The sequence below is a fragment of the uncultured Gimesia sp. genome (assembly GCF_963972345.1).
Taxonomy (GTDB): Bacteria; Planctomycetota; Planctomycetia; order Planctomycetales; family Planctomycetaceae; genus Gimesia.
Map to the genome: position 1 here is coordinate 14681 of NZ_CAXAVM010000057.1, position 21484 is coordinate 36164.

Genomic DNA, 21484 nt, shown 5'->3' on the forward strand with positions numbered 1-21484 from the left:
CAGCGGCCTCTCTATTATAGGGCTGTACAGCAGGTAGAGGGCAAGTCATCTTGCTTCGGATTCTAATTCGTACTCCGAGATTTTTTTGTGCAGCGTGTTCCGGTTGATCCCCAGACGCGTCGCGGTCTTGGTCTGGACCCCCTGGCAGGACCTTAAAACCTGCAGAATCACTTCTTTTTCCACAAGTGATACAATCTGAGTATGTACATCGGTGGAAGACTCACCCACACGCTGCAGTTCCATAGAGACCAGATCCCGGCACATGGTTTCCGGATCCTGGGCTTTCGACGGAAACGAGCGCGCCATGGATTTGCCGGTGACATGCCCCGGTAACAGGTCGAGGGAAGGCCCATCCAGACCAGACAGGACAATCAGACGCTCCACATAATTTTGCAGCTCGCGTACATTTCCCGGCCAGGAGTAATTCCTGAAAGTCGATAATACTTCTTCAGAGAACTCAGGCAGGGGAATTTTTTCCTCCGCGGAGAACTGCTTTGCGAAAAAATGAATCAGTTCGGGGATGTCTTCCGCACGCTCTCGCAGAGGAGGCAGGTTAATCGGAATCACGTTCAGACGGTAATACAAGTCTTCGCGAAACCGTTCAGCTTCGATTTCATCCAGCAGATCACGGTTGGTCGCAGCAACAATGCGACAATCCACCTGAATGGATCGCGTATCTCCCACCCGCTCAAATTCGTGTTCCTGCAGAACCCTTAACAGCTTCACCTGCAGGGTAAAACTGACCGAGTTAATCTCGTCCAGAAAGATCGTACCACCATGGGCGGCTTCAAAACGGCCAGTTCGGTTTTCGACCGCACTGGTAAACGCCCCTTTGATATGCCCAAACAATTCGCTTTCCAGCAGGCTCTCACTGAGCGCACCACAGTTCACACGAATAAACGGACCGGTAGCGCGGGGGCTTAATTCATGAATCGCGCGGGCAATCAATTCCTTACCTGTCCCCGTTTCTCCCGTCAATAAAACAGTCGAGGACGTCGCAGCAGCGCGGCGGGTCAAACGATAAATATTCCGCATGGCCGGACTTAAACCGACCATATCGTCTAAAATGGGGCGATCGTCTTCCATTCTTTCTTTTGGAAAATCCTATTCATTCACAGGGAAAAGTATCAGAGACGCAAATCAATAAGTCGGTACGGTATTGGAATCGCAATGCTTTCGGCTGACTGATATGCCGAAAGAACTCGAAACTCCCTGTTGACCAGCATGAAAAAATTGCACCAACATGCTCAAAAAAATGGCGAACGCAACAATATGATATGCTGTAAGCGGAGAAGAGGGAAGCGGCAGACCTGGCTTTTTTTCAAATCAACAGTATTTGATCAAATCAAGATCGAAATAGCACCGAATATGCGACAATAATCAGCATACTGCACAATAAGAGTGCATCCTATTCAGGGCTCGCGATGGCGGTGACTTCCGGAGTGACCGGGGCGTTCTGGGAATCCACGAGCACAACCTTCGGCTGATGCCGGCGTGCTTCTTTCTCTTTATACTCGGCATAGCTGGCGATAATCACCAGATCCTGCGGTTTGACCAGGTGGGCAGCGGCTCCATTAATACAGATCACACCTGAACCTGGCTCGCCAATGATGGCGTATGTCGTTAATCGAGTCCCGGATGTAATATTATAGATCTGTACCTGCTCGTATTCGACGATATCTGCAGCGTCCATGAGTTCCCGGTCAATCGTCACACTGCCGTTATACGCCAGATTTGCTTCGGTAACAGTGGCCCGGTGAATTTTTGATTTCAATAAAACGCGCTTCATCATTCTTTACCTGAAAGAAGTTAGACTTCTTTTTCACTGAACAGGGACTCTCAGACTTAAAGGATCGGCGTATCCTAACCATTCGCCTTAATGATAAGCAAGAATATATCCATTTGCTCACCAGACTGCATTTTCAAGTCTGAATCTGAACCGGACCTGATACCGGTTTCTCAATACTATTATAGTCGTCTCCCTCTTCGTTTCCATCCATTTTACGAAGCCACGGCTCATCCGCCTGGGCTCCCATTGCCCGTGCATAGAGGTAGTAATAGGTGGGGATCAGGAACAGCACCAGGACCGTCGCCAGCATCAAACCAAAAATCAGGCTGGCGGCCATCGGGATAATAATCTGTGCCTGAAACGAAGTCTCTTTTAGAATCGGCGCTAACCCGACAATCGTGGTCATAGAGGTCAGCAGCACAGGTCGGAAGCGACGACGACCTGCGTCGATCAGGGCTTCGCGTAACGGCAGACCGTCTGCGATCCGGTGGTTGATAAAATCGATCAGAACAATGGAATCATTGACCACGACACCTGTCAAAGCAACCAGGCCAAACAGCGAAAAGAGGGTTAACTCCATTCCCAGAATCGCGTGCCCAAATACCGCTCCGATAATCCCCAGGGGAATGATCCCCAGAATGATCAACGGTTGCACATAGGAGCGAAATTCCACGGTCAGCAATGCGAACATGGATGCCATGGCAATCATCAGGCCGACTATCAGACTGTTGACAGATTCATCGGTCTGTTCCTGCTGACCTTCCCAGCGGACCCTCACCGCAGGATATTGCGCCACTAACTGATCCATAAAACCACCCGGTTTTTTCAGCGACTTTACGATCTCGCGTGCATTCCCCTCTTTTTCATTCAGATCAGAAGAGACTGTAATAGATCGCTGCTGATCGATCCGGTTGATTTCTGAATAGCCGCGTTCCACCGTGACTTCTGCCAGTTCTGTCAGAGGTCGTTCTGCACCATCGCCGGTGCGAATCCGGATATCATCAAAACTCGATAATGTTTTTCGCTCTGCTTCCGGATAGCGTACCATCAGTTTGACTTCGTGACGCCCCCGCTGCAGGCGCATCACCTCTTCACCGTAATAAGTCGCGCGAACGGTTTCTGCCACATCGGCCAGGGGAATTCCCATTGCCCGCGCTTTATCTTTGATCTTAATTTGAAATTCCCATTTCCCGGGGCTGGAATCGTCGTTGACATCTTTGACCCCGGGATAGGTTTCCAGTTCCCGTTTGCAGGCTTCCACAGCTGCTTCCAGTTGCGTGATATGTTTTCCATCTGCCAGCAGTTTGAACTCAATCGGTTTGCCCCCCGGGCCCATGGTCGGCGAATTGAAAGTGAGCCGGTCCACCCCCGGAATTTTCCCGACACGTTCTCTCCAGAGATCGAGGATTTCTTCGCTGCCTAATGTGCGTTCTTCCGCTTCCACAATCTCAACACTCACTTTTCCGACATGGCTGCCTTCAACGGATCCTCCCAGGTTGGCTCCTGACTCATCACGGGTCCCGAAACCCACGTTCCGTCGCACGAGTTTAATCAGGGAATTGCCATGTTCCTGCTGATACTCCTGATCCAGTGCCTCAAACTCCTCTTGAATCCTGCGTGTCGTTTCTCCGGTAATCGACTGGGGAGTGCCATCGGGAAACTCGACCGTTGCTTCGATCATGCGGAAATCGGTTTTCGGAAAGATATTGAAAGGCGCAAAGCCCCCCATGATCAATCCTGCCGAGAGCAGCACCAGGGCTCCCGCGACTGCCAGTGAAGAGGAAGGATAGTTCAATGCCGCCTTGAGGACAGGCAGGTAAACGCGTTCAATAAACCATTCCAGTTTTCGACTGACAAAACCAGGCTCCTGTTTTTGCACTGTTCCCTCTTCGGGCGGTTTCCCATGTGCCAGGTGGCAGGGAAGAATAAACGTACTTTCCAGCAGTGAAATCAACAGCATGGCGATCACCGCGATCGGCATGACGGCGATGAATTTCCCCATGATGCCCGAGACGAACAACAGCGGCATAAAAGCAATTACCGTTGTCGTGACCGAAGCACAGACAGACGGTAATACTTCTGTAGCGCCGTCAATGGCGGCGGTGACAAATGATTTTCCCATCTGTCGATGTTCATAGATATTTTCCCCCACCACAATCGCGTCATCGACGACAATTCCCAGCGCCATCAGGAAGGCAAACATCGAAAGCATATTCAATGTCTGGCCGGTGTAATACAGAACAATACAGGCACCAAACATCGAAATCGGGATTCCCAGCGCCACCCAGAATGCGAGTCGAAATTCCAGAAAGATGGCCAGTGTAATAAAGACCAGAATCAGTCCCTGCAAACCGTTGCGGGTCAGCAGGTCCATACGGTCACGCACGTCAACGGACTGGTCTTTCCACAGTTTCAGTGAATACCCTTCAGGCAGCCTGGCTGTTTCGACGTATGCCCTGACTTCCTCCACAATCGCCAGCAGGTCTTCCTGGCTGGTCCGCTCAACGGCAACCGACAGGGCCGGCTTGCCATTGATTTCACTGATCATGGTTGTATCGGCAAATTCGTCCTTCACGTTTCCCAGGTCGCCTACCGTCAACACGACCCCCCCCGCTTCAGTGACGAGCGGGATCTTCTCAATTTCTCTGCCGATCAGGCGTTTATTTTTACCGCGCACCAGCACGACCTCCGAAGCGGTATTCAGCTTACCACCAGGCAGTTCCATATTTTCTCTGCGTACGGTCCGCGCGACATCCTGTAGAGTCAGCCCATACTTCCGCAGGGTGGCTTCAGGAATTTCGATATCAATCTGGTAATCACGGGCCCCGGCAATATTGGCCTGCGAGACGGATTTCAGCTGCATCAGTTCATCACGGATTCGTTCTGACAGGTTTCGCAATTCCAGGGCACTGCTTTCGTCATTGGCTTCCGGGCCAATCACGGCAACTTCAATGGCCACCTGCCGAAATGTGATCTGCTGAATTTCGGGATCTTCTGCCAGCTCCGGAAAACTGGGAATACGATCGATTTCGGAGCGAACCTCATTCAGAATTTTCTGCACATCAGGCACATCTGCCCGTAACTCCAGGACCAGGGATCCTGCTCCCTCAGTGGCAATCGACGTCATTTTTTTGATGCCGTCAATGGCGCGAACGGCCTCTTCCATTTTCTGACAGATGCCTTCTTCAACCTCGTCGGGACTGGCGCCGGGATACGGGACCGAGACCAGAATGATTTCCAGTTCAAATTCCGGAAATACTTCGCGGCGCATCATCATCAGCGAAACCAGGCCCACGCCCAGCACAGTGACCATCAGCGTATTCATCGCAGGAGAATTGTTGATGGCCCATTTTATAATCGACCTCATCCTGCGTCTCCCTCACTCACCACCATACCTTCATCGGCGGTGCTGAGTGGCGAGATGACCACACGGTCTCCCGGTTTCAACCCCGAGGCTCCCTGTTCGACCAGCATTTGCTCTCCACTCATGTCGACCACCCGGACTTTTTCGGAATGCAGCTTGCCATCGCGGACCACCCAGACCAGGTTTCCCGGCCGAATCGCCATCTCGGGAATTTCCAGCAGGGAAACATGACCCTTGAGCTGAATATCCACCACAACAAACATCCCGCGCGTCAACGGAGGAGCGCCGACAATCTTTTGTGCAGGTTTCCCATTCACCAATATGGCGGAAGGCCGCGGATCAGACACAATAATCCGACAGGGAACGGTTCTCGTTTTTTCATCCAGCCCGATGCCGTCGAAGCGGGACAATTCCCCATCCCAGACAAACTTGCGGCCTCCCATCTCATAGGAAATCTTCACAGGCAGTTGGGGCAGTTGATATCCCAGATCGTGGCGATGGGATTGACTGGCTTTGTCGAGACTGACCTGGGCAGATTGAGCAGCATGCTGCCAGAGCAGAGAAAGTTCTTCCATCCGCAGATCAGTACTGACCTCTACGGCAGAGGTGTCTTCAATCGTCACCAGCGGGTCACCGACTTTGACATAACCATCCTGCTCGACCGAGTCTTCCACAATCACACCATTGATCGGAGAGTAGATCCGGGTGCGGCTGAGATCCAGCCTGGCGCGAGACAGTTGCACTCCCACCAGTTGACGGGCATGCATCATTCGCTGTCGTTTCGATCGCAGCAGGTCGGCTTCGTTGGTTAACTTCTGCAACGCATTGCGAGCGGCCAGTTCACTGCGTTTGGCTTCTTCCAGTTCGGTATCGGAAACCACATTTCTGGCCCGTAATTTTTCCACGCGATTCAAGTGCGATTGCTGCAGACGCACTTCTTCATGCGCCAGATCAATCATCGCTTTGGAGTTATCGATTTCGACTTCCAGTTCATCGATAACATCCTGGGCCTGCGCTTCTTCCTGGATCAGCCGCTTGACCTCGAGTTCATAATTCTCGGGATCAATCTGAATCAGCAGATTCTCAGTCCCCTCTGCCGCACGCTCCTGGTCGGTTGCTTTACGAACCAGGTTCCCGACTTTGCAGCCATCCCGAGTCAAAATCACCCGTCCCGCTACTTCTGCGGCCAGCTTCACTTCACGGGAAGGGACCACCGACCCGTCAACGGTAACGTTAAACCCGGAATCGGTCAGTGTCACAGGCTGGGTTAAAACCAGGGGCGCGGAACGGGCCAGCAGCTTCTCGTTCTGTTCCGGCTCTTTTTTCATCGCCATTAACACAACCAAGCTGCCACCACCCGCAGCTAAAATGATCACCGGAAGCAAGAAATGCTTCAGCTTTTTATAAAAACTGCGTGATTTCTGATTTTTGAAGTCTGACATGATTATTTTCTAACGTGAATTGCATCACAAATGAAATTGACAGTGAAACGCAGAAGGTCAATAACAGTTATTCAGCAGTAATACCTTGATCCAGAAAGTTCCGTTTGAATTCGACTCAGTTTTGTTGATTATTGTGTACCAGCCCGGTTCAGATCCGGTTAAGTGATGAAGAAGATTCTATTTCCGACGAGAGGTATTCGTGTTTCAGATTTTTGATTGCGGCCAGGGAAAACTGCAGAATATGTTCGATGATCTGTTCGGTATTATAATGTAATTTCTGTTCTTCCTGTCCCAGCATCAGGGTAACCAAGCCGCCGGAAACACGATAGAACTGACATTGAGCGGCGATACTGAAGATACACTGCATTCGCCGATAGTCCGGCACATCGTCTCCCAGAATTTCCAGCAGAATTTTGTCAGCGATATTTACAAAGGGACGAAACAGTTCCTGCACCAGATGCTCACACGCCTGCGTGGGGCGCAACACTTCCCGCATGATCAAATGATTACTCCAGGAAAGCTCTCCTGTTCCCAACATGCGCCGCACCAGTGTAACGACCCAATCTTCCAGTTTTTGTTCGGGGGGAGTATTCTCAGTCCATTCCGGCAAGGGAGCCCGGGAAACGCCCATCTGTTTTGCCAGACAGATCACTTCCAGGTAAAGCTGCTCTTTATCGCCAAAATAATAATTGACGCTCGCCAGATTCACATCCGCCTTCTGACAGATTTCACGCACCGTTGCTTTCTCAAAGCCTTTCTCTGAGAAAACCGGCCCCGCTGCTTCCAGCAGTTTTTCACGGACGTTAATTTTAATTGTGGACATGATATCAGGATTCCAGTTATTTGTAGCGCTCATAGACCCGTCTGACAATCGGGTGTTCTCAGACTGGTTGAGATATTTTAAACCCACCGTTTTAAACAATTGTATTAAACAAGCGTTTAAATTCAAAGCAAATTTTTGGGAAATCCATTCCGATCACCATATCCCACTATACTATAAAGACTTACAGAACTATATCCCCCAGGACTGTATCGCCGGAGATTATCACTGGAATTCGCTTCATCACGGCAATAATTTGTCAAAAATGCAGAATTTTGACCGCTGATCCAGAAATCAGCTGGCGAAGCGTTCGGGGCCTTCTTCGCGGAGTTCAAACCGCTCAAACCCGGATTCATCCAGGCGTTGCCTGAGAAGTTCTCTCCACAGCTTTTGAGGCAGTCCATTCAAGATTCCGTACAGGACCATTCCGATTGTGAGACTGGCGACTTCAACGACGCGCATCGGCAGCGAAAACTGCTTCAAATCGGCATATATTTCCTCGGCACTGCAATATTCACCAAACTTCTGATCGTGGTACATAAATTCCACGCCTGAGAAATCTTTGCTCCATTCATAATCAAATGGACCAAATTCTCTTCTACGATGGAGAACCCAGAAGCGGGTTCCCTCAAAGCGTATTCCGTGGGTACCTTCCAAAACCAATGTTCCTGAAAAGAGACTGGTACACTCGAGCGCCATAAATACATGAAACCTCAGATCAACCAGTGGGAATTAAAATGGACTACAAATCATACGTCAATGTCCTGCTTTTGCGAAGTCCGTTTTTGAACCAAAGGTAACTGTTTTCTGTCTCTGCAATACGACGGTGATTTAATTTTTTTCTGGAACTCTTCGTAACTGCCTAAAAATAAACCAACATAAGTCGATATCTGAACAGAACTTGCTATTATCGTACTCAGTCGGAATTTCAACCCGGATCCCTTCACAACCCAGGCTCAATGAAACACACAGACCCTTACATTACGGCGGTAGACGTGGTCCGCAAATTACGGGACGCCGGCTTTCAGGCATTATGGGCTGGCGGCTGCGTGCGTGATCTTCTTCTGCACAAAGAGCCCAAAGATTTTGACGTCGCCACGAATGCCCTCCCGGAAGAAGTCCGCACGCTGTTTGGAAAAAAACGCACCCTGGCAGTGGGTGCCAGTTTCGGTGTCATTATCGTCCGCGGACACCGGCCCGACTGTGATGTAGAGGTCGCTACATTTCGCAGCGAAGGTCCCTACCTGGATGGTCGTCGGCCCGAACACGTCAAGTTCACCACAGCCGAAGAAGATGCGCAGCGTCGGGACTTTACCATCAACGGGATGTTTTACGACCCGATCAACGACGCGATCTTCGATTATGTAGGCGGCAAAGCCGATCTCAACCAGCATGTCATCCGGGCGATTGGAAATCCGCTGGCACGGATGCAGGAAGATAAACTGCGCCTGCTCCGCGCCATTCGCTTCGCGGCCACGCTCCACTTCCAACTGGAAGAAGCAACGCGGCAGGCAGTGCAATCGATGGCAGATCAGATCAATGTGGTCAGCCCCGAACGGATTGCCGATGAGCTGCGCAAGATGCTGATTCACCCGACCCGCGGGCAGGCGATTGAACTGGTACAGCAGACAGGGCTACTCAAACAGGTTCTGCCCGAACTGGCTCCCCTCTGGGAAGCATCCGAGTACAATCATCTCTGGCTCCAGACACTCGATCGATTAAAACTGGTCAGCACCCACAGCTTCGAGACCGCTTTCGCGACTCTGCTGCTGGACTTACCCGCAGCAGGACCCGCTGAGCGTCTGGAGGAAATCTTTGAGATCTGCAAACGCCTGCGATTTTCCAACCATTCCCTGAATCTGGTCCATTGGCTGGTACAACAGCGAAACAGTCTGGAACAGGCCTCAGTCATGAAACTGTCTCGACTCAAGCGTCTGCTCGCCAGTGAAGATTGCCCGCATCTGTTTGAATTGATCGCAGCCGATTTAAGTTCTCGAAAACTACCACTGGACGACCTTGAATTTTGCCGACAGTATCGTGATCATACTCCCAGAGAGGTCTTGAATCCTCCTCCACTGATCTCGGGCAATGACCTGATTGACCTGGGTATCAAATCGGGTCCTCAATTCAAAAAACTGCTGACGCAGATTCAGGATGCCCAGTTGGAAGAACAGATAGAGACACGGCAAGAAGCATTTGTGCTGCTGAGCCAGATACTTCAGAAATAGACATCATTTTCGTTTTTTTAACAGCAGTACGCTGAGGTTTTCTCATGGCTGATTTAGTTCGCATTGGCATCATTGGAGCAGGTGCCGTCTCCGATTACCATCATGTTCCCGGCATTAATCTTGATCCGCGTGCGGAACTGGTTTCCATCTGCGATCCTAATTCGGAGCTGCTGGCCCAACGTCAGTCAGACTGGGGAAAAACCAAAGTATCCACGCGATTCGAAGATATGGCGGAAGATCCTGATGTCGATGCCGTGATCATTGCCACCCCCAATTTCACCCATCATGAAATCGCGTTAGCCTGTATCAAAGGCGGCAAGCACGTGATGTGTGAAAAACCACTGGGATTGAACTATACCGAATCCGCCGAGATGTATCGGGCAGCCCGGGACGCCAATCTGCGTCACATGACCGCATTCACCTACCGCTTCGCACCTTCAATGCGGTATGTAAAACATCTCGTCTCTTCCGGTGCCCTGGGAGAACCGCGCCACTTTCGCAGTCAGCGTTTTCTCGACTGGCCTGAATCCAGCTGGGGCTGGCGACAGAGTAAAAAACTGGCCGGCGCTGGCGACCTGTTTGACATGACCATTCACCGGATCGATTTTGCCCAGGACCTTCTGGGGCCGATCAAAAGTATCTGCGGTGCGGTCGCCCGGTTTGTTCCCCGTGACAAAACAGCCGAAGGGGAACCCTGTGAGCCGTCTGAAGTGGATGACTGGTCGTCCCTGATCGGTCAGTTCGAAAACGGGGCCGTCGGAGTCTGGGAAGGCAGCACCCTGATGAAAGGTTACCACAACGATGGCTTCGGCTACGAATGGGCTGAGGTCAATGGTTCAGAAGGTTCCGCCGCCTATCAGTTGACCGACCCCAATAATATTCTGATCGGTAAACCGGGACAGACCATGGAAAAGTTGCCTGTTCCCGACGAATACCTGGTAATCGAAGGCAGCCCCCGCAAGCCTCACGAAGGGGTTCCCAGCACGGTATTCCGGTATGACCTGGTCTATGAATTTGTGTCTGCGATCGTGGAAGAGCGGGATGCGATTCCCGGTTTTGATCATGGAGCTTCAGCCCAGCTCGTGGCTGACTCCGTGCTGGAATCGTTTGACAAACGCACCTGGATCGACATCAACTGCGACCTGTAAGTTTCAGAACGTCAGCTGGTAACGCATCATTCCCGTCGGCGAAATATCGTAATTGCCGATGTCGGATTTGTATTCCAGCTTACGATTGAAGACGAAACCGACCTCCAGTTTGCTGATCATCCCGCCTTCATGTTTTGTTTCGAGACCACCGATCAGGCGCAGGTCACTGTAAGTCGCAATGTCATCAAAGCCCGCTGAGCCGCGTCGTATCCCCCACGAACCACCGCCAAACTCCCCTGCCACATAGGCCCAGCGCTCGAGCGTCTCTGTTTTTTCGATACGGTAGGTGTATTTGGGTTTGGGGAAAATCAGCTCCAGCCGCGATCCCTCACTGAACCACATAATCATCCCCGCTGCAGGTAACAGCGCGATGTCTTCACGGTCCAGATACACCACCCCCATTACAAACTGCTTGGAGCGGGAATGCACATAATAGGCGAGCCCTTTTCCGGTGATCCGCAGTGAATCCGAAGTCACATTTTTGAAATCACTGTAAACGCCCGGAGCCACTTCCAACTCATAAGACCACTTTTCGTTCTGTTTTTTGAACCAGCGAAATGCGACCGAAGTATCGTAAACCCGCGCCGGCAGATCGGTCTGCACAGGACCATCCAGGTAGTGCACCCCGAAATAGGGTGTGACTGAAAAACCTTCAAACCGGGGAACTTCGATTGTTTCAGACAGATTGATACTGAAAATCCCCAGATCATCGTCGGTTCCCGGCAGCCAGGTCACCCCGGCATCAGCCTGCTTATGAGAAATGAGCGGCACAATCGCATCACAGTCGACACAATCATCGCCGGGGTCTGCCCAACTCTGATCGTCTTCCAGTAACTGGGGGGGAATGCCCAATGCTTCTCGGGAATCTGCATCAAGCACATTGGGAACCTGGGGAGACTGGCTCACCTGTTCGATCTCCGCATCTCGAGGCATAAAAATAGTTCGGTGCTGCAGTGGCTGTGAACTGTCCGCACCAGCCCCCCCCGTCTTCTGGACAGACGAACTCTGGGCCCATGCCTTACCATCGACACTCCCCATACTGAGCGCACATAGGGTAATGACCAGCAATGCAGTCTGGCGGGACTGATAAGACATGACTGAAGATCCCAAATTGACGATAAGGATTTACCTGGATATCAATCTCTCAGCCCGGGCGTAAAACCGGGATCAGACAGATGAGAGGTGGTAAGGTGAGGTAGTTGTGAGAGAGGTAGTTGTGAGTACAGTGTGAAATATCAGGGATGGTGTTTAAGGTCAACCCGAATTCCGATCCGGGGTTCTCTCAAATTCTCTGTAAAAATGCCCTGCCCTGATCGTTGCCCCTTACCATGCTAGATGTTAGAATCAAATTCCTTACACAGAATATATACATTCGAACATAGCAATTTTCTTTTATCAGGAACTATTGAGAAATGGGACGTGTTGAAAAAGGGCGTGAACTTGCCCAACGTCGAGTCCGCAAACACAAGCTGAAACAGCTCCGCGAAAAGTTTGCCAAAGCCAAAGATCCTTCGGAAAAAGAAGCGATCAAAGAAAAAGTTCGCAAAATCAGCCCCTTCACTGTCCTGGAAGAATCTGCGTAAGCAGTCCCGACAGTGGCCGTTGATGAGGAAACAGGACGCTGACTCAATGGAAGCCAGCGTCGTTTTTTCATGCGCCGCGTGAACCTGATACCTGAATAATAAAATCAGCCCCGGAACAACTTCCAGGGCTGATTGTCATTAATAGCGAGAGTTCAAGACTACCTTCCAGAAAACAAGAACAGCCCCTCATGGGCATCCACGTGAATCGTGGCTCCCTCTTCAAAATCTCCCGAGAGCAGTTTGTTCGCCAGTTCGTTCTGCAGGTTCTGCTGGATCGCCCGCTTCAAGGGTCGGGCTCCATATACTGGATCATAGCCTTCCTCCGCCAGCAAATCCTTGGCAGCAGGTGTCACCTCCAGCGTGTAACCATTGTTTTCCACCAGCCGGGAAAGGTTCTGCAACTGCAGATCCACAATCTGGCGGATCTCTTCCCGCCCTAACGGATGGAATACGATCACTTCATCAATCCGGTTCAGAAACTCCGGCAGAAACTCATGCTGCAGTGCATCCATGACCCGGTTGTGAATCAGGTCCTCGTCTTCCTTACCGGACAGATCCATAATCATCTGGCTGCCGATATTGGAAGTCATCACCACGATCGTATTCGAGAAATCGACCGTTCGCCCATGACTGTCCGTCAGACGTCCGTCATCCAGCAGTTGCAGCAGAATATTAAACACATCCCGATGAGCTTTTTCGACTTCATCCAAGAGGACGACCGAGTAAGGCTGCCTTCGTACCGCTTCGGTCAGGCGGCCCCCTTCTTCATAACCGACATAGCCGGGAGGGGCACCAATCAGTCGCGCAACAGAATGCTTTTCCATGAATTCGCTCATATCGATTCGGATCATGTTGCGCTCATCATCAAACAGAAATCCTGCCAGCGCCTTACACAATTCGGTTTTCCCCACACCCGTCGGTCCGAGGAACATGAACGACCCGATCGGTCGATTCTGGTCCTGCAGCCCGGAGCGTGAACGACGAACCGCATTCGAGACGGCCTGTACCGCTTCATGCTGATTGATCATTCGCTTATGAATTTCGTCTTCCATCCGCAGAAGTTTTTCGCGTTCTCCCTGCAACATCTTTGAAATCGGAATTCCGGTCCACATGCTGATCACCTTGGCAATGTCTTCCGATGTGACCTCTTCACGCAGCAGGCGCTCACCACCCACATCGCCAAGCTCTGTCACCTTTTGCTCCATCTCAGCCAGTCGCTGACGCGCGGCGTTCAATTCCTGCTCTGCATTGTAAGCCTGCGAATAGTCTTCATTGGAATTCGTCTGCTGCGCCCGATGAAACGCCTGCTCATAGGCGGTATTCAGCCGATCGATCTCTTCCTTTAAAGGCTGCAATCCGGACAGCGCCTCTTTCTCTGTCTCCCAGCGTGTCTTCAGTGCGTTGACGCTTTCTTCACGATCCGCAATCTGTTTGCGCAGTTCCTTCAACCGCTCCTGACTGTCGGGCGTCGTTTCTGTCGCCAGCGCAGCCGCTTCAATCTGCATCCGGGTTAATTGCCTGGTGGCCTCATCAATTTCTGCAGGCATGGAATCCATCTCCATCCGCAGTTGGCTGGCAGCTTCATCGACCAGGTCGATCGCTTTGTCCGGCAGGAACCGATCATTGATATACCGATCCGATAACGTCGCGGCATTAATCAATGCATCATCCATGATCCGGACTCCATGGTGAGTTTCATAGCGTTCTTTCAACCCCCGCAGGATGGAGATCGTATCTTCGACCGTCGGTTCAGTCACCATTACCGGTTGAAAACGTCGTTCCAGCGCAGGATCTTTTTCAATGTACTTGCGATACTCGTCCAGTGTGGTCGCTCCCACACAGTGCAGTTCTCCCCGGGCCAGGGCCGGTTTCAGCAGATTCGAAGCATCCGCGCCCCCCTCCGCTGCGCCTGCCCCCACGACGGTATGCAACTCGTCGATGAACAGAATAATCTGCCCCTTCGCCGCTTCGATCTCTTTGAGAACCGCTTTCAGGCGATCTTCAAATTCTCCCCGATATTTGGTGCCTGCAATCAGGGCTCCCATATCCAGGGCAATCACGCGTTTATTTTTCAGGTTTTGAGGCACATCTCCCATCACAATCCGATGCGCGAGGCCTTCCACAATCGCTGTTTTCCCGACACCAGCTTCACCGATGAGCACGGGATTATTTTTCCGACGCCGGGACAGAATCTGTATCACGCGTCGGATCTCCTGATCGCGACCAATCACCGGATCGATTTTACCCTGTCGGGCAAGTTCGACGAGATCTTTACCATACTGTTCCAGCGACTGGTATTTTTCTTCGGGGCTCTGGTCGGTGACACGCTGTCCGCCCCGCACTGCCTGCAATGCCGAGAGCACGTCGTCCTCTTCAATCCCGTTCAACTCCAGAATCCGCTTGGGTTGATCATCAACAGTCGTAAACGCCAGCAGTAGATGCTCTGTGGAAACAAAATTGTCCTGCATCTGATCTGCACGATCCTGCGCTGCCTGCAAGACTTTCAGTAAGGCCTGCCCCACGCCCACCTGCATCGTTGCCCCAGAAACTTTCGGAAGACGACTGATTTCATCATCGACCATTTTCTGCAGTTGAGACAGATTGGCACCGATCTTCTGAATCAGCGGCTTGACGACTCCCTGCTCTTCATCCAGCAATGCTTTAAGCAGATGCAACGGCTTGATTTCCTGCTGCCCAAAATCTTCTGCTGTCTGCTGAGCCCGCTGGACGGCTTCCTGGGCCTTCACAGTCAACTTTTCGAATCGAAACGCCATAATCAACCCCCCGTTATTCTGTTAAACTGCGCAGCAACTCAACAACCTGAATTATCATATCAGATAATGGGCTGGCAAGTAGTGCTTGTATGATAAAAATTAAGTGAATCAGACTCGGTGAATGAAGTGAAAATTGAGACTGACTGCAGGTGTGATACTGCCTATCGACAGTATTTCAGAAATGCTTTTCTAGGCAGGAAGCCGGGGCCCGGGAGATTACCTGGGCCCCGCTCCTTATCTTTAAGAACTGATCAGTCCTTTTTCTCAAACTCGGCATCAATCACATCTTCTTCATCCGATGCTGCTGCACCACCGCCTTCCGGAGCGGCTCCTTCGGCTGCTCCTGCTTCCTGGCTGGCTTTATACATCTGCTCGGTGAAGGCATGTGTGGCCTGCTGCAAAGATTCACAAGCCGAATTGATGGCGGCAACATCTTCCGTTTCGAGAGCATCATTCACTTTCTTGACAGATGCTTCGATCGCAGATTTTGAGGACTCATCAATTTTTTCCGCATGTTCTTTTAACAGTTTTTCGACATCGTACACAATGCGGGAACCGTTGTTCTTTGCTTCAGCCAGTTCTTTTTTCTTCTTGTCTTCATCAGCGTGTGCTTCTGCCTGTTTCTTCATATCTTCGATTTCAGATTCAGACAATCCGCTCGACTGTTCGATTTTGACCGAGGTCTCCTTACCGGTGGCCACATCCTTGGCCGACACATTCAGAATCCCGTTGACATCAATATCAAACACCACTTTGATCTGGGGAACACCACGCGGTGCCGGCGGAAGCTCTTCCAGGTTGAACTGACCCAGCAGCCGGTTGTCGCTGGCCATCTGCCGTTCGCCCTGGAACACTCGGACGGTTACCGCGGTCTGATTGTCAGCAGCCGTCGAGAACACCTGATCTTTCGTCACAGGAATCGTGGTATTGCGCTCAACCAGTTTGGTCATGACGCCACCTTCCGTTTCAATCCCCAGAGACAGCGGCGTGACGTCAAGCAGTACCACGTCCTGAACATCACCAGAGATAATCCCTCCCTGAATCGCGGCACCAATTGAAACGACTTCATCCGGGTTCACGCCCTTGTGAGGCTCTTTACCGAAGATTTTCTTGACAAATTCCTGAACCTTGGGAACACGCGTGGAACCACCCACCAGCACGACTTCGTCAATATCGCTGGGGCTGAGGCCGGCATCTTTCATGGCCTGCTCAACTGGTTGACGACAGCGTTCCACCAGGGGATCGATCAGCTTTTCGAATTCAGACCGGGTAATCGCCATCTGCAAGTGCTTGGCACCACTGCTGTCAGCGGTGATGAAAGGCAGATTGATGTCGGTTGTCTGCGAAGAGGACAGTTCTTTCTTGGCCTTTTCCGCAGCTTCCCGCAGACGCTGCAACGCCATGGCATCGCTCCGCAGGTCAATCCCCTGCTCTTTCTTGAACGAGTCTGCGATGTGGTTGATCAGCTCTTCATCGAAATCGTCACCACCCAGGTGGCCATCCCCGTTCGTGCTCAAAGTTTCGATGACTTCATCACCTACTTCAAGAACAGAAACGTCAAACGTACCGCCACCGAAGTCGAACACGACGATCTTTTCGTCGCTCTTTTTCTCCAGGCCGTAAGCCAGAGCGGCCGCGGTGGGCTCGTTGATGATTCGTGAAACTTCCAGCCCGGAGATCTGACCGGCGTCTTTGGTCGCCTGCCTCTGGGCATCATTGAAGTAGGCGGGCACGGTCACAACCGCTTTATTGACTTTATGCCCCAGGTAGCTCTCGGCAGCTTCTTTCAGTTTTCGCAGTATGGAAGCGGAAATTTCGGGTGGCGTATAGGTTTTGCCGCCCGCTTCAATTTTCACGTAATCTTCCGGACCGCCGATAATCCCGTAGGGAACGATCTTTTCTTCGCTCTGGACTTCGTTATGACGACGTCCCATAAAGCGTTTCACAGAATAGACCGTATTCTTAGGATTGGTAACCGCCTGACGCTTGGCAGGTTCACCCACCAGCGTTTCTCCCTTGTCCGTGAATGCCACGACACTGGGAGTGATACGGTTTCCTTCCAGGTTGGGGATTACTTTCGCTTCTCCCCCTTCCATGATTGAGACCACTGAGTTAGTTGTGCCTAAATCAATACCGATGATTTTTTCACCTGACGACATGTGAGTTTCCCCTCTTTCTTTATTCGTATTTCAGATCTGTACAAAGCTCATTTATCGGGAAAACTCTCCCCGCCTTATACATCCCCATTTTGCCTGACTGTGGTTGATTCAATTCTACCTGAAAACACAGGCTGCCGTGCTAAACAGCAATGTGCGTGCCAAGCTGAACAGCTCTGACATCAACAACACATAAGTCATTTATTTAATTAAACTTAACGATTACAGATGTTTTTCAGTCAGAAAAACGCACTCTCCGGAGCTGCCATTTTGACATCAACACTGTCCAGCTTTGCCTCTGCGGCAGAGTGACATATTGGCAGTCAAATTCCCCAAGCCTCTGGAATAAAGGCTAAACAGTTAACAGGTCAGGCCTAACCGCTTGACAGTCCCTGAAGGCGGCGGTACAAACTAGAACTATTGAAAATCGGCTGGGATACAGGCATTCCTTTTGCTTTTGTCTTCATTGAAGCTGGCTTTCCATCGCTTCTAAATGTTTATTTTATAATATTTTAAGTGAATAATTCAAGAATGCGATTGAGGAGAAATCCGAAGTTAATCAATTCTTAAGGGATTGTAATCCAATTGTGAAACTGGCAGTAAGCAATGAAACACAACCACGGAAGGCGTGTGATCTGGCTGCGGTTAATTTTCTGAGAGACAGAAACGAGACTCACATCCTGAAAGATTCCGATGGCCAAGAAAAAAGCGGTTAGTAAACGAGCTTCTGACAGTAAACCGAAACCGTCAGCCAAGAAAAAAGTGGTCCGCGCCAGCACGAAACGAAACCCCGCATCGCTTCAGTCCGAACTCAAAAAGCTTGACCGCGACATTGTTAAAATGGTCAACAAACGCTGTGCGATGACGGTCAAGCAGATCAAATCGGATCCTGAGCCTCGTAAGGCCATGTTTGATCCCAAATCAGATGAAGAACTGCGCGAAACAATTGAAAAACTGAATGAATCCGGCCCCCTGACCAACAATGCCATCCGGGGAATTTTCCGCCAGATTCTCAGTTCTGCCCGCCGACAGATCCACCCACAACGCGTTGCCTACCTCGGGCCCGCCTACAGCTATACACACCTGGCGGCCCTGGAACGGTTTGGTGAAGGTGCCGACATGGTTCCTGTGAACACCATCGGGTCCGTATTTGAAGAAGTCAATCGAGGTAACACCGAGTTTGGTGTGGTTCCCATTGAAAACAGCACTGATGGGCGGGTGGTCGACACCCTCGACATGTTCACCCGACTCCCGCTGCGGATCTGTGGTGAAGTACTGATCGCCGTACACCACAATCTGCTGGCACGTTGTGAGCGGAGTGAAATCACGGAAATCTACAGCAAACCACAGGCACTCTCGCAGTGCCGTGAATGGCTCTCCCGCAATATGCCCCAGGCACACCTGCATGAAGTCACCAGCACTTCCACCGCAGCACAGCTGGCAGCAACCAAGCCAGGAGCCGCAGCGGTCGCCAGTCATCAGGCCTCAGTAGAATATGACCTGCAGATTATCGTGGAAGGCATTGAAGACAACGCCAACAATGTCACCCGCTTTGCTGTTATCGGCGAAGAGGTCTGCGATCCCACCGGTAAAGACCGGACCGCGATCCTGGTCCAGATCGCTCACAAGGCAGGCTCACTGGCGGACACACTGCAGATCTTCAAGAAAAACAAGGTGAACCTGACCTGGATCGAGTCCTTCCCGCTCAGGGGAGAAGAGCCGGGATATCTGTTCTTTATTGATTTTGAAGGTCATGTTCAGGAACCCCATATTAAACGGACCCTGAACGAACTGGAAAAACGTGTGGTTCGCCTGGAAACAATGGGTTCCTATCCCCGCAGTGGGATTCGGGAGTAACCGCATTTAACGATTGAGCCCCTGTCTCGCCTGTTTTGACTCTGCTGTTTCATGAGAATTACGTGAAAACAGCGGTCATTTCAGGATTACCAGCCCCAATCCTTGAATCATTGCGTTTGACTCAATAACTTATGCAGCAGCTTTGACTGCTGTTCAGAACCGACAGCCATAATGGAATTGACGGTCAGAATTCTGTTCTCGCTTCGAATTGTGCCACCAGATTTCTGGCGAAATCCGTTTCTGTACAGCCACTACCAATCTTCACCTTACTTCAACCACGGGATTAATTATGCGTCGCTTTCTTGTAGCCGGTAACTGGAAAATGAATACCACCAAAGAATCCGGTGCACAGCTGGCCCAGGCCCTGGCTGCCGAAGTGCCATCAGAAAATCCTGCCGTTGAAGTTTTGGTCTGTCCTCCGTTTCCCTACCTGACCACGATTGGCGATATCGTCTCTGGCTCAGGCGTCGGCTATGGTGCCCAAAACTGCTATCATGAAGCTCCGGGAGCCTTTACCGGTGAAACCGCGACCGAAATGCTGACCGATATCGGTTGCCGTTCCGTCATTCTGGGACACAGCGAACGCCGTCATGTCCTCAAGGAAACTGATGCAGACATCAATCTCAAAGTCAAAAAGGCCCTCGAATCCGGCCTGCAGGTCATTCTGTGTGTTGGTGAATTACAGAGTGAACGTGAATCAGATCAGACAGAAGCCGTACTCAACACGCAAATGACCGGTGGTCTGGCAGATGTAGACGGCTCTGCTTTTGGACAGATCGTCATCGCCTATGAACCAGTCTGGGCCATCGGCACCGGTTTAACTGCCAGCCCTGAACAGGCAGAAGCCGCTCATCTCTACCTGAGAAACTGGTTAAAAGACCAATATTCTGCAGAAATCGCAGACACCACCCGAATTCTGTATGGTGGCAGTGTCAAACCGGACAACGCGAAAGAACTGCTTTCCCAGGAAAACGTCGACGGCGCACTGGTCGGGGGAGCAAGCCTCAAAGCAGAGCTCTTTATCCCCATCATTCAGGCTGCTGTGGAGTTATCCGCCGAATAGTCCTGAGTTTCTGCCATTTTGACGACACTCCGATTCCAGAATCGATTTACAGATCGTATGTCATTACTGTATGATGCAGGCGATCTGGAGCGCATCACATTTAACCATAGCGTCTCTCTATCTGTTTTACTCGGCTCTAATGACCCTGGAGACGCTTGAGTAATACTGGACACAATCCAGCTTCATCAATTGCGGGTGATGCTGTCAACTCGTACAGAAGATATATTAAGCCATTTAGGATGACACAATGATTTTTGCGACGTTCCTGGAAGCCATTACGGATCCTGCTACCATACTGATGACATTTCTGATGTTCTTCGGAGTCCTGTTGATCATCATCATCCTGCTGCAAAAAGGCCGTGGCGGCGGGCTGGCTGGTGCCTTCGGTGGTGCCGGCGGTCAAAGCGCGCTGGGAACCAAAGCCGGTGATGTTTTCACAAAAATCACAATCGTCATGGCTGTGATCTGGGTGATCCTGGCGGGTGTCTCTGGCATCACCACACGCGCCAGCTCCGGAAAATACAGCGGTGGCAGCGCTGCCGTTTCTGAAGAGACTTCCATTGGTGCTGCTGACGACGCTAAAGAGAACGAAGAAGAGAAACCGGCTGCTGATGAAAAAACCGAAGGTGGTCCTGTCTTCACACCGGCAAAAGATCTCACTGAAAAAGAGACAAAAGCCGCCGATGAGAAAACACCTGCAGCCACGGATGAGAAAGCAACCACGCCGGCTGAACCTGGTAGTGAGGCTGCTCCCAAAGCTGACGCTCCGAAAGAAGAACCAAAACAGGAAACTCCTGCGAAACCTGAGACTACCGACTCTCAACCCAAGTCAGAATAGTCAACTCTGCTGAACCCTGTGTTCCGCGAAAGTGTTGATGGTTCTCTTAACCTCCTAGATTCCTGTTATTCAGAAAAGAGTGTGTTGTGCTGCTGGGCATGACTGGTTTTGGAAGTGCGACCGCAGAAGATGACCGGCTTTCGGTCAATGCCGAGCTACGTACTGTCAACAATCGCTACCTGAAAGTTTCCACCCGCTACCCGGATTTCTACGCTAAGCTGGGAAGCCAGATCGAAAAATTGATTCGGGGCTCCATCGCACGCGGGACGGTTAACCTCACGCTCCGAATTGACAGCCTGGATCGGACCAGCGATTACCTGCTGGACGAAGAAGTCATCAAACAGTACTGGGAACAGCTCAAACACCTGTCCGAAGTCTGTCGCACTCCCCTGCCCGATCATGTCGACAGCCTGTTGACTTTA

Annotated in this window: 16 protein-coding genes; 7 read left to right on the forward strand and 9 right to left on the reverse strand. The window is 51.2% G+C overall.

Features of this window, described 5'->3' with window-relative positions:
* Positions 1 to 45: 45 nt before the first annotated feature.
* The 6 genes from AACZ40_RS11855 to AACZ40_RS11880 all read right to left on the reverse strand — a co-directional run bounded on the left by AACZ40_RS11855 (position 46) and on the right by AACZ40_RS11880 (position 8072).
* Entirely contained in the window at positions 46 to 1086 is a 1041-nt protein-coding gene (locus AACZ40_RS11855) for a sigma-54 dependent transcriptional regulator (protein ID WP_291178238.1), read from the reverse strand.
* A 322-nt stretch (positions 1087 to 1408) separates the two neighbouring features.
* Positions 1409 to 1792 carry an aspartate 1-decarboxylase gene (panD, locus tag AACZ40_RS11860; RefSeq protein ID WP_291178235.1) on the reverse strand — a complete coding sequence of 128 codons (384 nt, stop codon included), beginning with the start codon at positions 1790 to 1792 and terminating at the stop codon, positions 1409 to 1411.
* 130 nt (positions 1793 to 1922) lie between these two features.
* A complete protein-coding gene (locus AACZ40_RS11865; RefSeq protein WP_291178232.1) occupies positions 1923 to 5156 on the reverse strand; it encodes an efflux RND transporter permease subunit in 3234 nt (1077 codons plus the stop codon).
* Entirely contained in the window at positions 5153 to 6595 is a 1443-nt protein-coding gene (locus tag AACZ40_RS11870; protein ID WP_291178229.1) for an HlyD family efflux transporter periplasmic adaptor subunit, read from the reverse strand. Before AACZ40_RS11870 ends, AACZ40_RS11865 begins: the two co-directional genes overlap by 4 nt.
* A gap of 148 nt (positions 6596 to 6743) precedes the next feature.
* Positions 6744 to 7418, reverse strand: a complete 675-nt coding sequence (locus tag AACZ40_RS11875) for a CerR family C-terminal domain-containing protein (RefSeq protein ID WP_291178227.1) — start codon at positions 7416 to 7418, stop codon at positions 6744 to 6746.
* A gap of 291 nt (positions 7419 to 7709) precedes the next feature.
* On the reverse strand, positions 7710 to 8072 hold the full coding sequence (locus AACZ40_RS11880; RefSeq protein ID WP_291178224.1) for a hypothetical protein: 363 nt from the start codon (positions 8070 to 8072) through the stop codon (positions 7710 to 7712).
* A 302-nt stretch (positions 8073 to 8374) separates the two neighbouring features.
* On the opposite strand from AACZ40_RS11880, the gene AACZ40_RS11885 reads away from it, so the two are divergent.
* Both AACZ40_RS11885 and AACZ40_RS11890 read left to right on the forward strand, forming a co-directional pair.
* Positions 8375 to 9643, forward strand: a complete 1269-nt coding sequence (locus tag AACZ40_RS11885) for a CCA tRNA nucleotidyltransferase (RefSeq protein ID WP_291178222.1) — start codon at positions 8375 to 8377, stop codon at positions 9641 to 9643.
* A 44-nt stretch (positions 9644 to 9687) separates the two neighbouring features.
* Complete coding sequence (locus AACZ40_RS11890; RefSeq protein ID WP_291178219.1) at positions 9688 to 10791, forward strand: Gfo/Idh/MocA family oxidoreductase; 1104 nt, start codon at positions 9688 to 9690, stop codon at positions 10789 to 10791.
* A 3-nt stretch (positions 10792 to 10794) separates the two neighbouring features.
* Here the strand turns inward: AACZ40_RS11890 and AACZ40_RS11895 are convergent, their stop codons facing one another.
* Positions 10795 to 11886 carry a DUF6268 family outer membrane beta-barrel protein gene (locus AACZ40_RS11895; RefSeq protein WP_291178216.1) on the reverse strand — a complete coding sequence of 364 codons (1092 nt, stop codon included), beginning with the start codon at positions 11884 to 11886 and terminating at the stop codon, positions 10795 to 10797.
* A 317-nt stretch (positions 11887 to 12203) separates the two neighbouring features.
* Between AACZ40_RS11895 and AACZ40_RS11900 the strand changes: the two genes are divergently transcribed.
* Positions 12204 to 12374, forward strand: a complete 171-nt coding sequence (locus tag AACZ40_RS11900) for a DUF6800 family protein (RefSeq protein ID WP_291178213.1) — start codon at positions 12204 to 12206, stop codon at positions 12372 to 12374.
* A 158-nt stretch (positions 12375 to 12532) separates the two neighbouring features.
* Here the strand turns inward: AACZ40_RS11900 and clpB are convergent, their stop codons facing one another.
* Positions 12533 to 15148, reverse strand: a complete 2616-nt coding sequence (clpB, locus tag AACZ40_RS11905; RefSeq protein ID WP_291178211.1) for an ATP-dependent chaperone ClpB — start codon at positions 15146 to 15148, stop codon at positions 12533 to 12535.
* Positions 15149 to 15399: 251 nt separating this feature from the next.
* A complete protein-coding gene (dnaK, locus tag AACZ40_RS11910; RefSeq protein ID WP_291178209.1) occupies positions 15400 to 17307 on the reverse strand; it encodes a molecular chaperone DnaK in 1908 nt (635 codons plus the stop codon).
* 690 nt (positions 17308 to 17997) lie between these two features.
* Between dnaK and pheA the strand changes: the two genes are divergently transcribed.
* From pheA to AACZ40_RS11930, 4 genes are all read left to right on the forward strand, one after another.
* On the forward strand, positions 17998 to 19161 hold the full coding sequence (gene pheA / locus AACZ40_RS11915; protein ID WP_291178206.1) for a prephenate dehydratase: 1164 nt from the start codon (positions 17998 to 18000) through the stop codon (positions 19159 to 19161).
* A gap of 289 nt (positions 19162 to 19450) precedes the next feature.
* A complete protein-coding gene (gene tpiA, locus AACZ40_RS11920; protein WP_291178204.1) occupies positions 19451 to 20224 on the forward strand; it encodes a triose-phosphate isomerase in 774 nt (257 codons plus the stop codon).
* 247 nt (positions 20225 to 20471) lie between these two features.
* A complete protein-coding gene (gene secG, locus AACZ40_RS11925; protein ID WP_291178201.1) occupies positions 20472 to 21062 on the forward strand; it encodes a preprotein translocase subunit SecG in 591 nt (196 codons plus the stop codon).
* Positions 21063 to 21148: 86 nt separating this feature from the next.
* On the forward strand, positions 21149 to 21484 hold a 336-nt coding region (locus AACZ40_RS11930), incomplete at its 3' end, for a YicC/YloC family endoribonuclease (protein WP_339674519.1).

What these genes read in the sequence shown, in the direction of transcription:
- AACZ40_RS11855 (WP_291178238.1), bottom strand. Translation starts at nt 1,086, where the DNA reads ATGGAAGACGATCGCCCCATTTTAGACGATATGGTCGGTTTAAGTCCG.
- panD (WP_291178235.1), bottom strand. Translation starts at nt 1,792, where the DNA reads ATGATGAAGCGCGTTTTATTGAAATCAAAAATTCACCGGGCCACTGTT.
- AACZ40_RS11865 (WP_291178232.1), bottom strand. Translation starts at nt 5,156, where the DNA reads ATGAGGTCGATTATAAAATGGGCCATCAACAATTCTCCTGCGATGAAT.
- AACZ40_RS11870 (WP_291178229.1), bottom strand. Translation starts at nt 6,595, where the DNA reads ATGTCAGACTTCAAAAATCAGAAATCACGCAGTTTTTATAAAAAGCTG.
- AACZ40_RS11875 (WP_291178227.1), bottom strand. Translation starts at nt 7,418, where the DNA reads ATGTCCACAATTAAAATTAACGTCCGTGAAAAACTGCTGGAAGCAGCG.
- AACZ40_RS11885 (WP_291178222.1), top strand. Translation starts at nt 8,375, where the DNA reads ATGAAACACACAGACCCTTACATTACGGCGGTAGACGTGGTCCGCAAA.
- AACZ40_RS11890 (WP_291178219.1), top strand. Translation starts at nt 9,688, where the DNA reads ATGGCTGATTTAGTTCGCATTGGCATCATTGGAGCAGGTGCCGTCTCC.
- AACZ40_RS11895 (WP_291178216.1), bottom strand. Translation starts at nt 11,886, where the DNA reads ATGTCTTATCAGTCCCGCCAGACTGCATTGCTGGTCATTACCCTATGT.
- AACZ40_RS11900 (WP_291178213.1), top strand. Translation starts at nt 12,204, where the DNA reads ATGGGACGTGTTGAAAAAGGGCGTGAACTTGCCCAACGTCGAGTCCGC.
- clpB (WP_291178211.1), bottom strand. Translation starts at nt 15,148, where the DNA reads ATGGCGTTTCGATTCGAAAAGTTGACTGTGAAGGCCCAGGAAGCCGTC.
- dnaK (WP_291178209.1), bottom strand. Translation starts at nt 17,307, where the DNA reads ATGTCGTCAGGTGAAAAAATCATCGGTATTGATTTAGGCACAACTAAC.
- pheA (WP_291178206.1), top strand. Translation starts at nt 17,998, where the DNA reads ATGGCCAAGAAAAAAGCGGTTAGTAAACGAGCTTCTGACAGTAAACCG.
- tpiA (WP_291178204.1), top strand. Translation starts at nt 19,451, where the DNA reads ATGCGTCGCTTTCTTGTAGCCGGTAACTGGAAAATGAATACCACCAAA.
- secG (WP_291178201.1), top strand. Translation starts at nt 20,472, where the DNA reads ATGATTTTTGCGACGTTCCTGGAAGCCATTACGGATCCTGCTACCATA.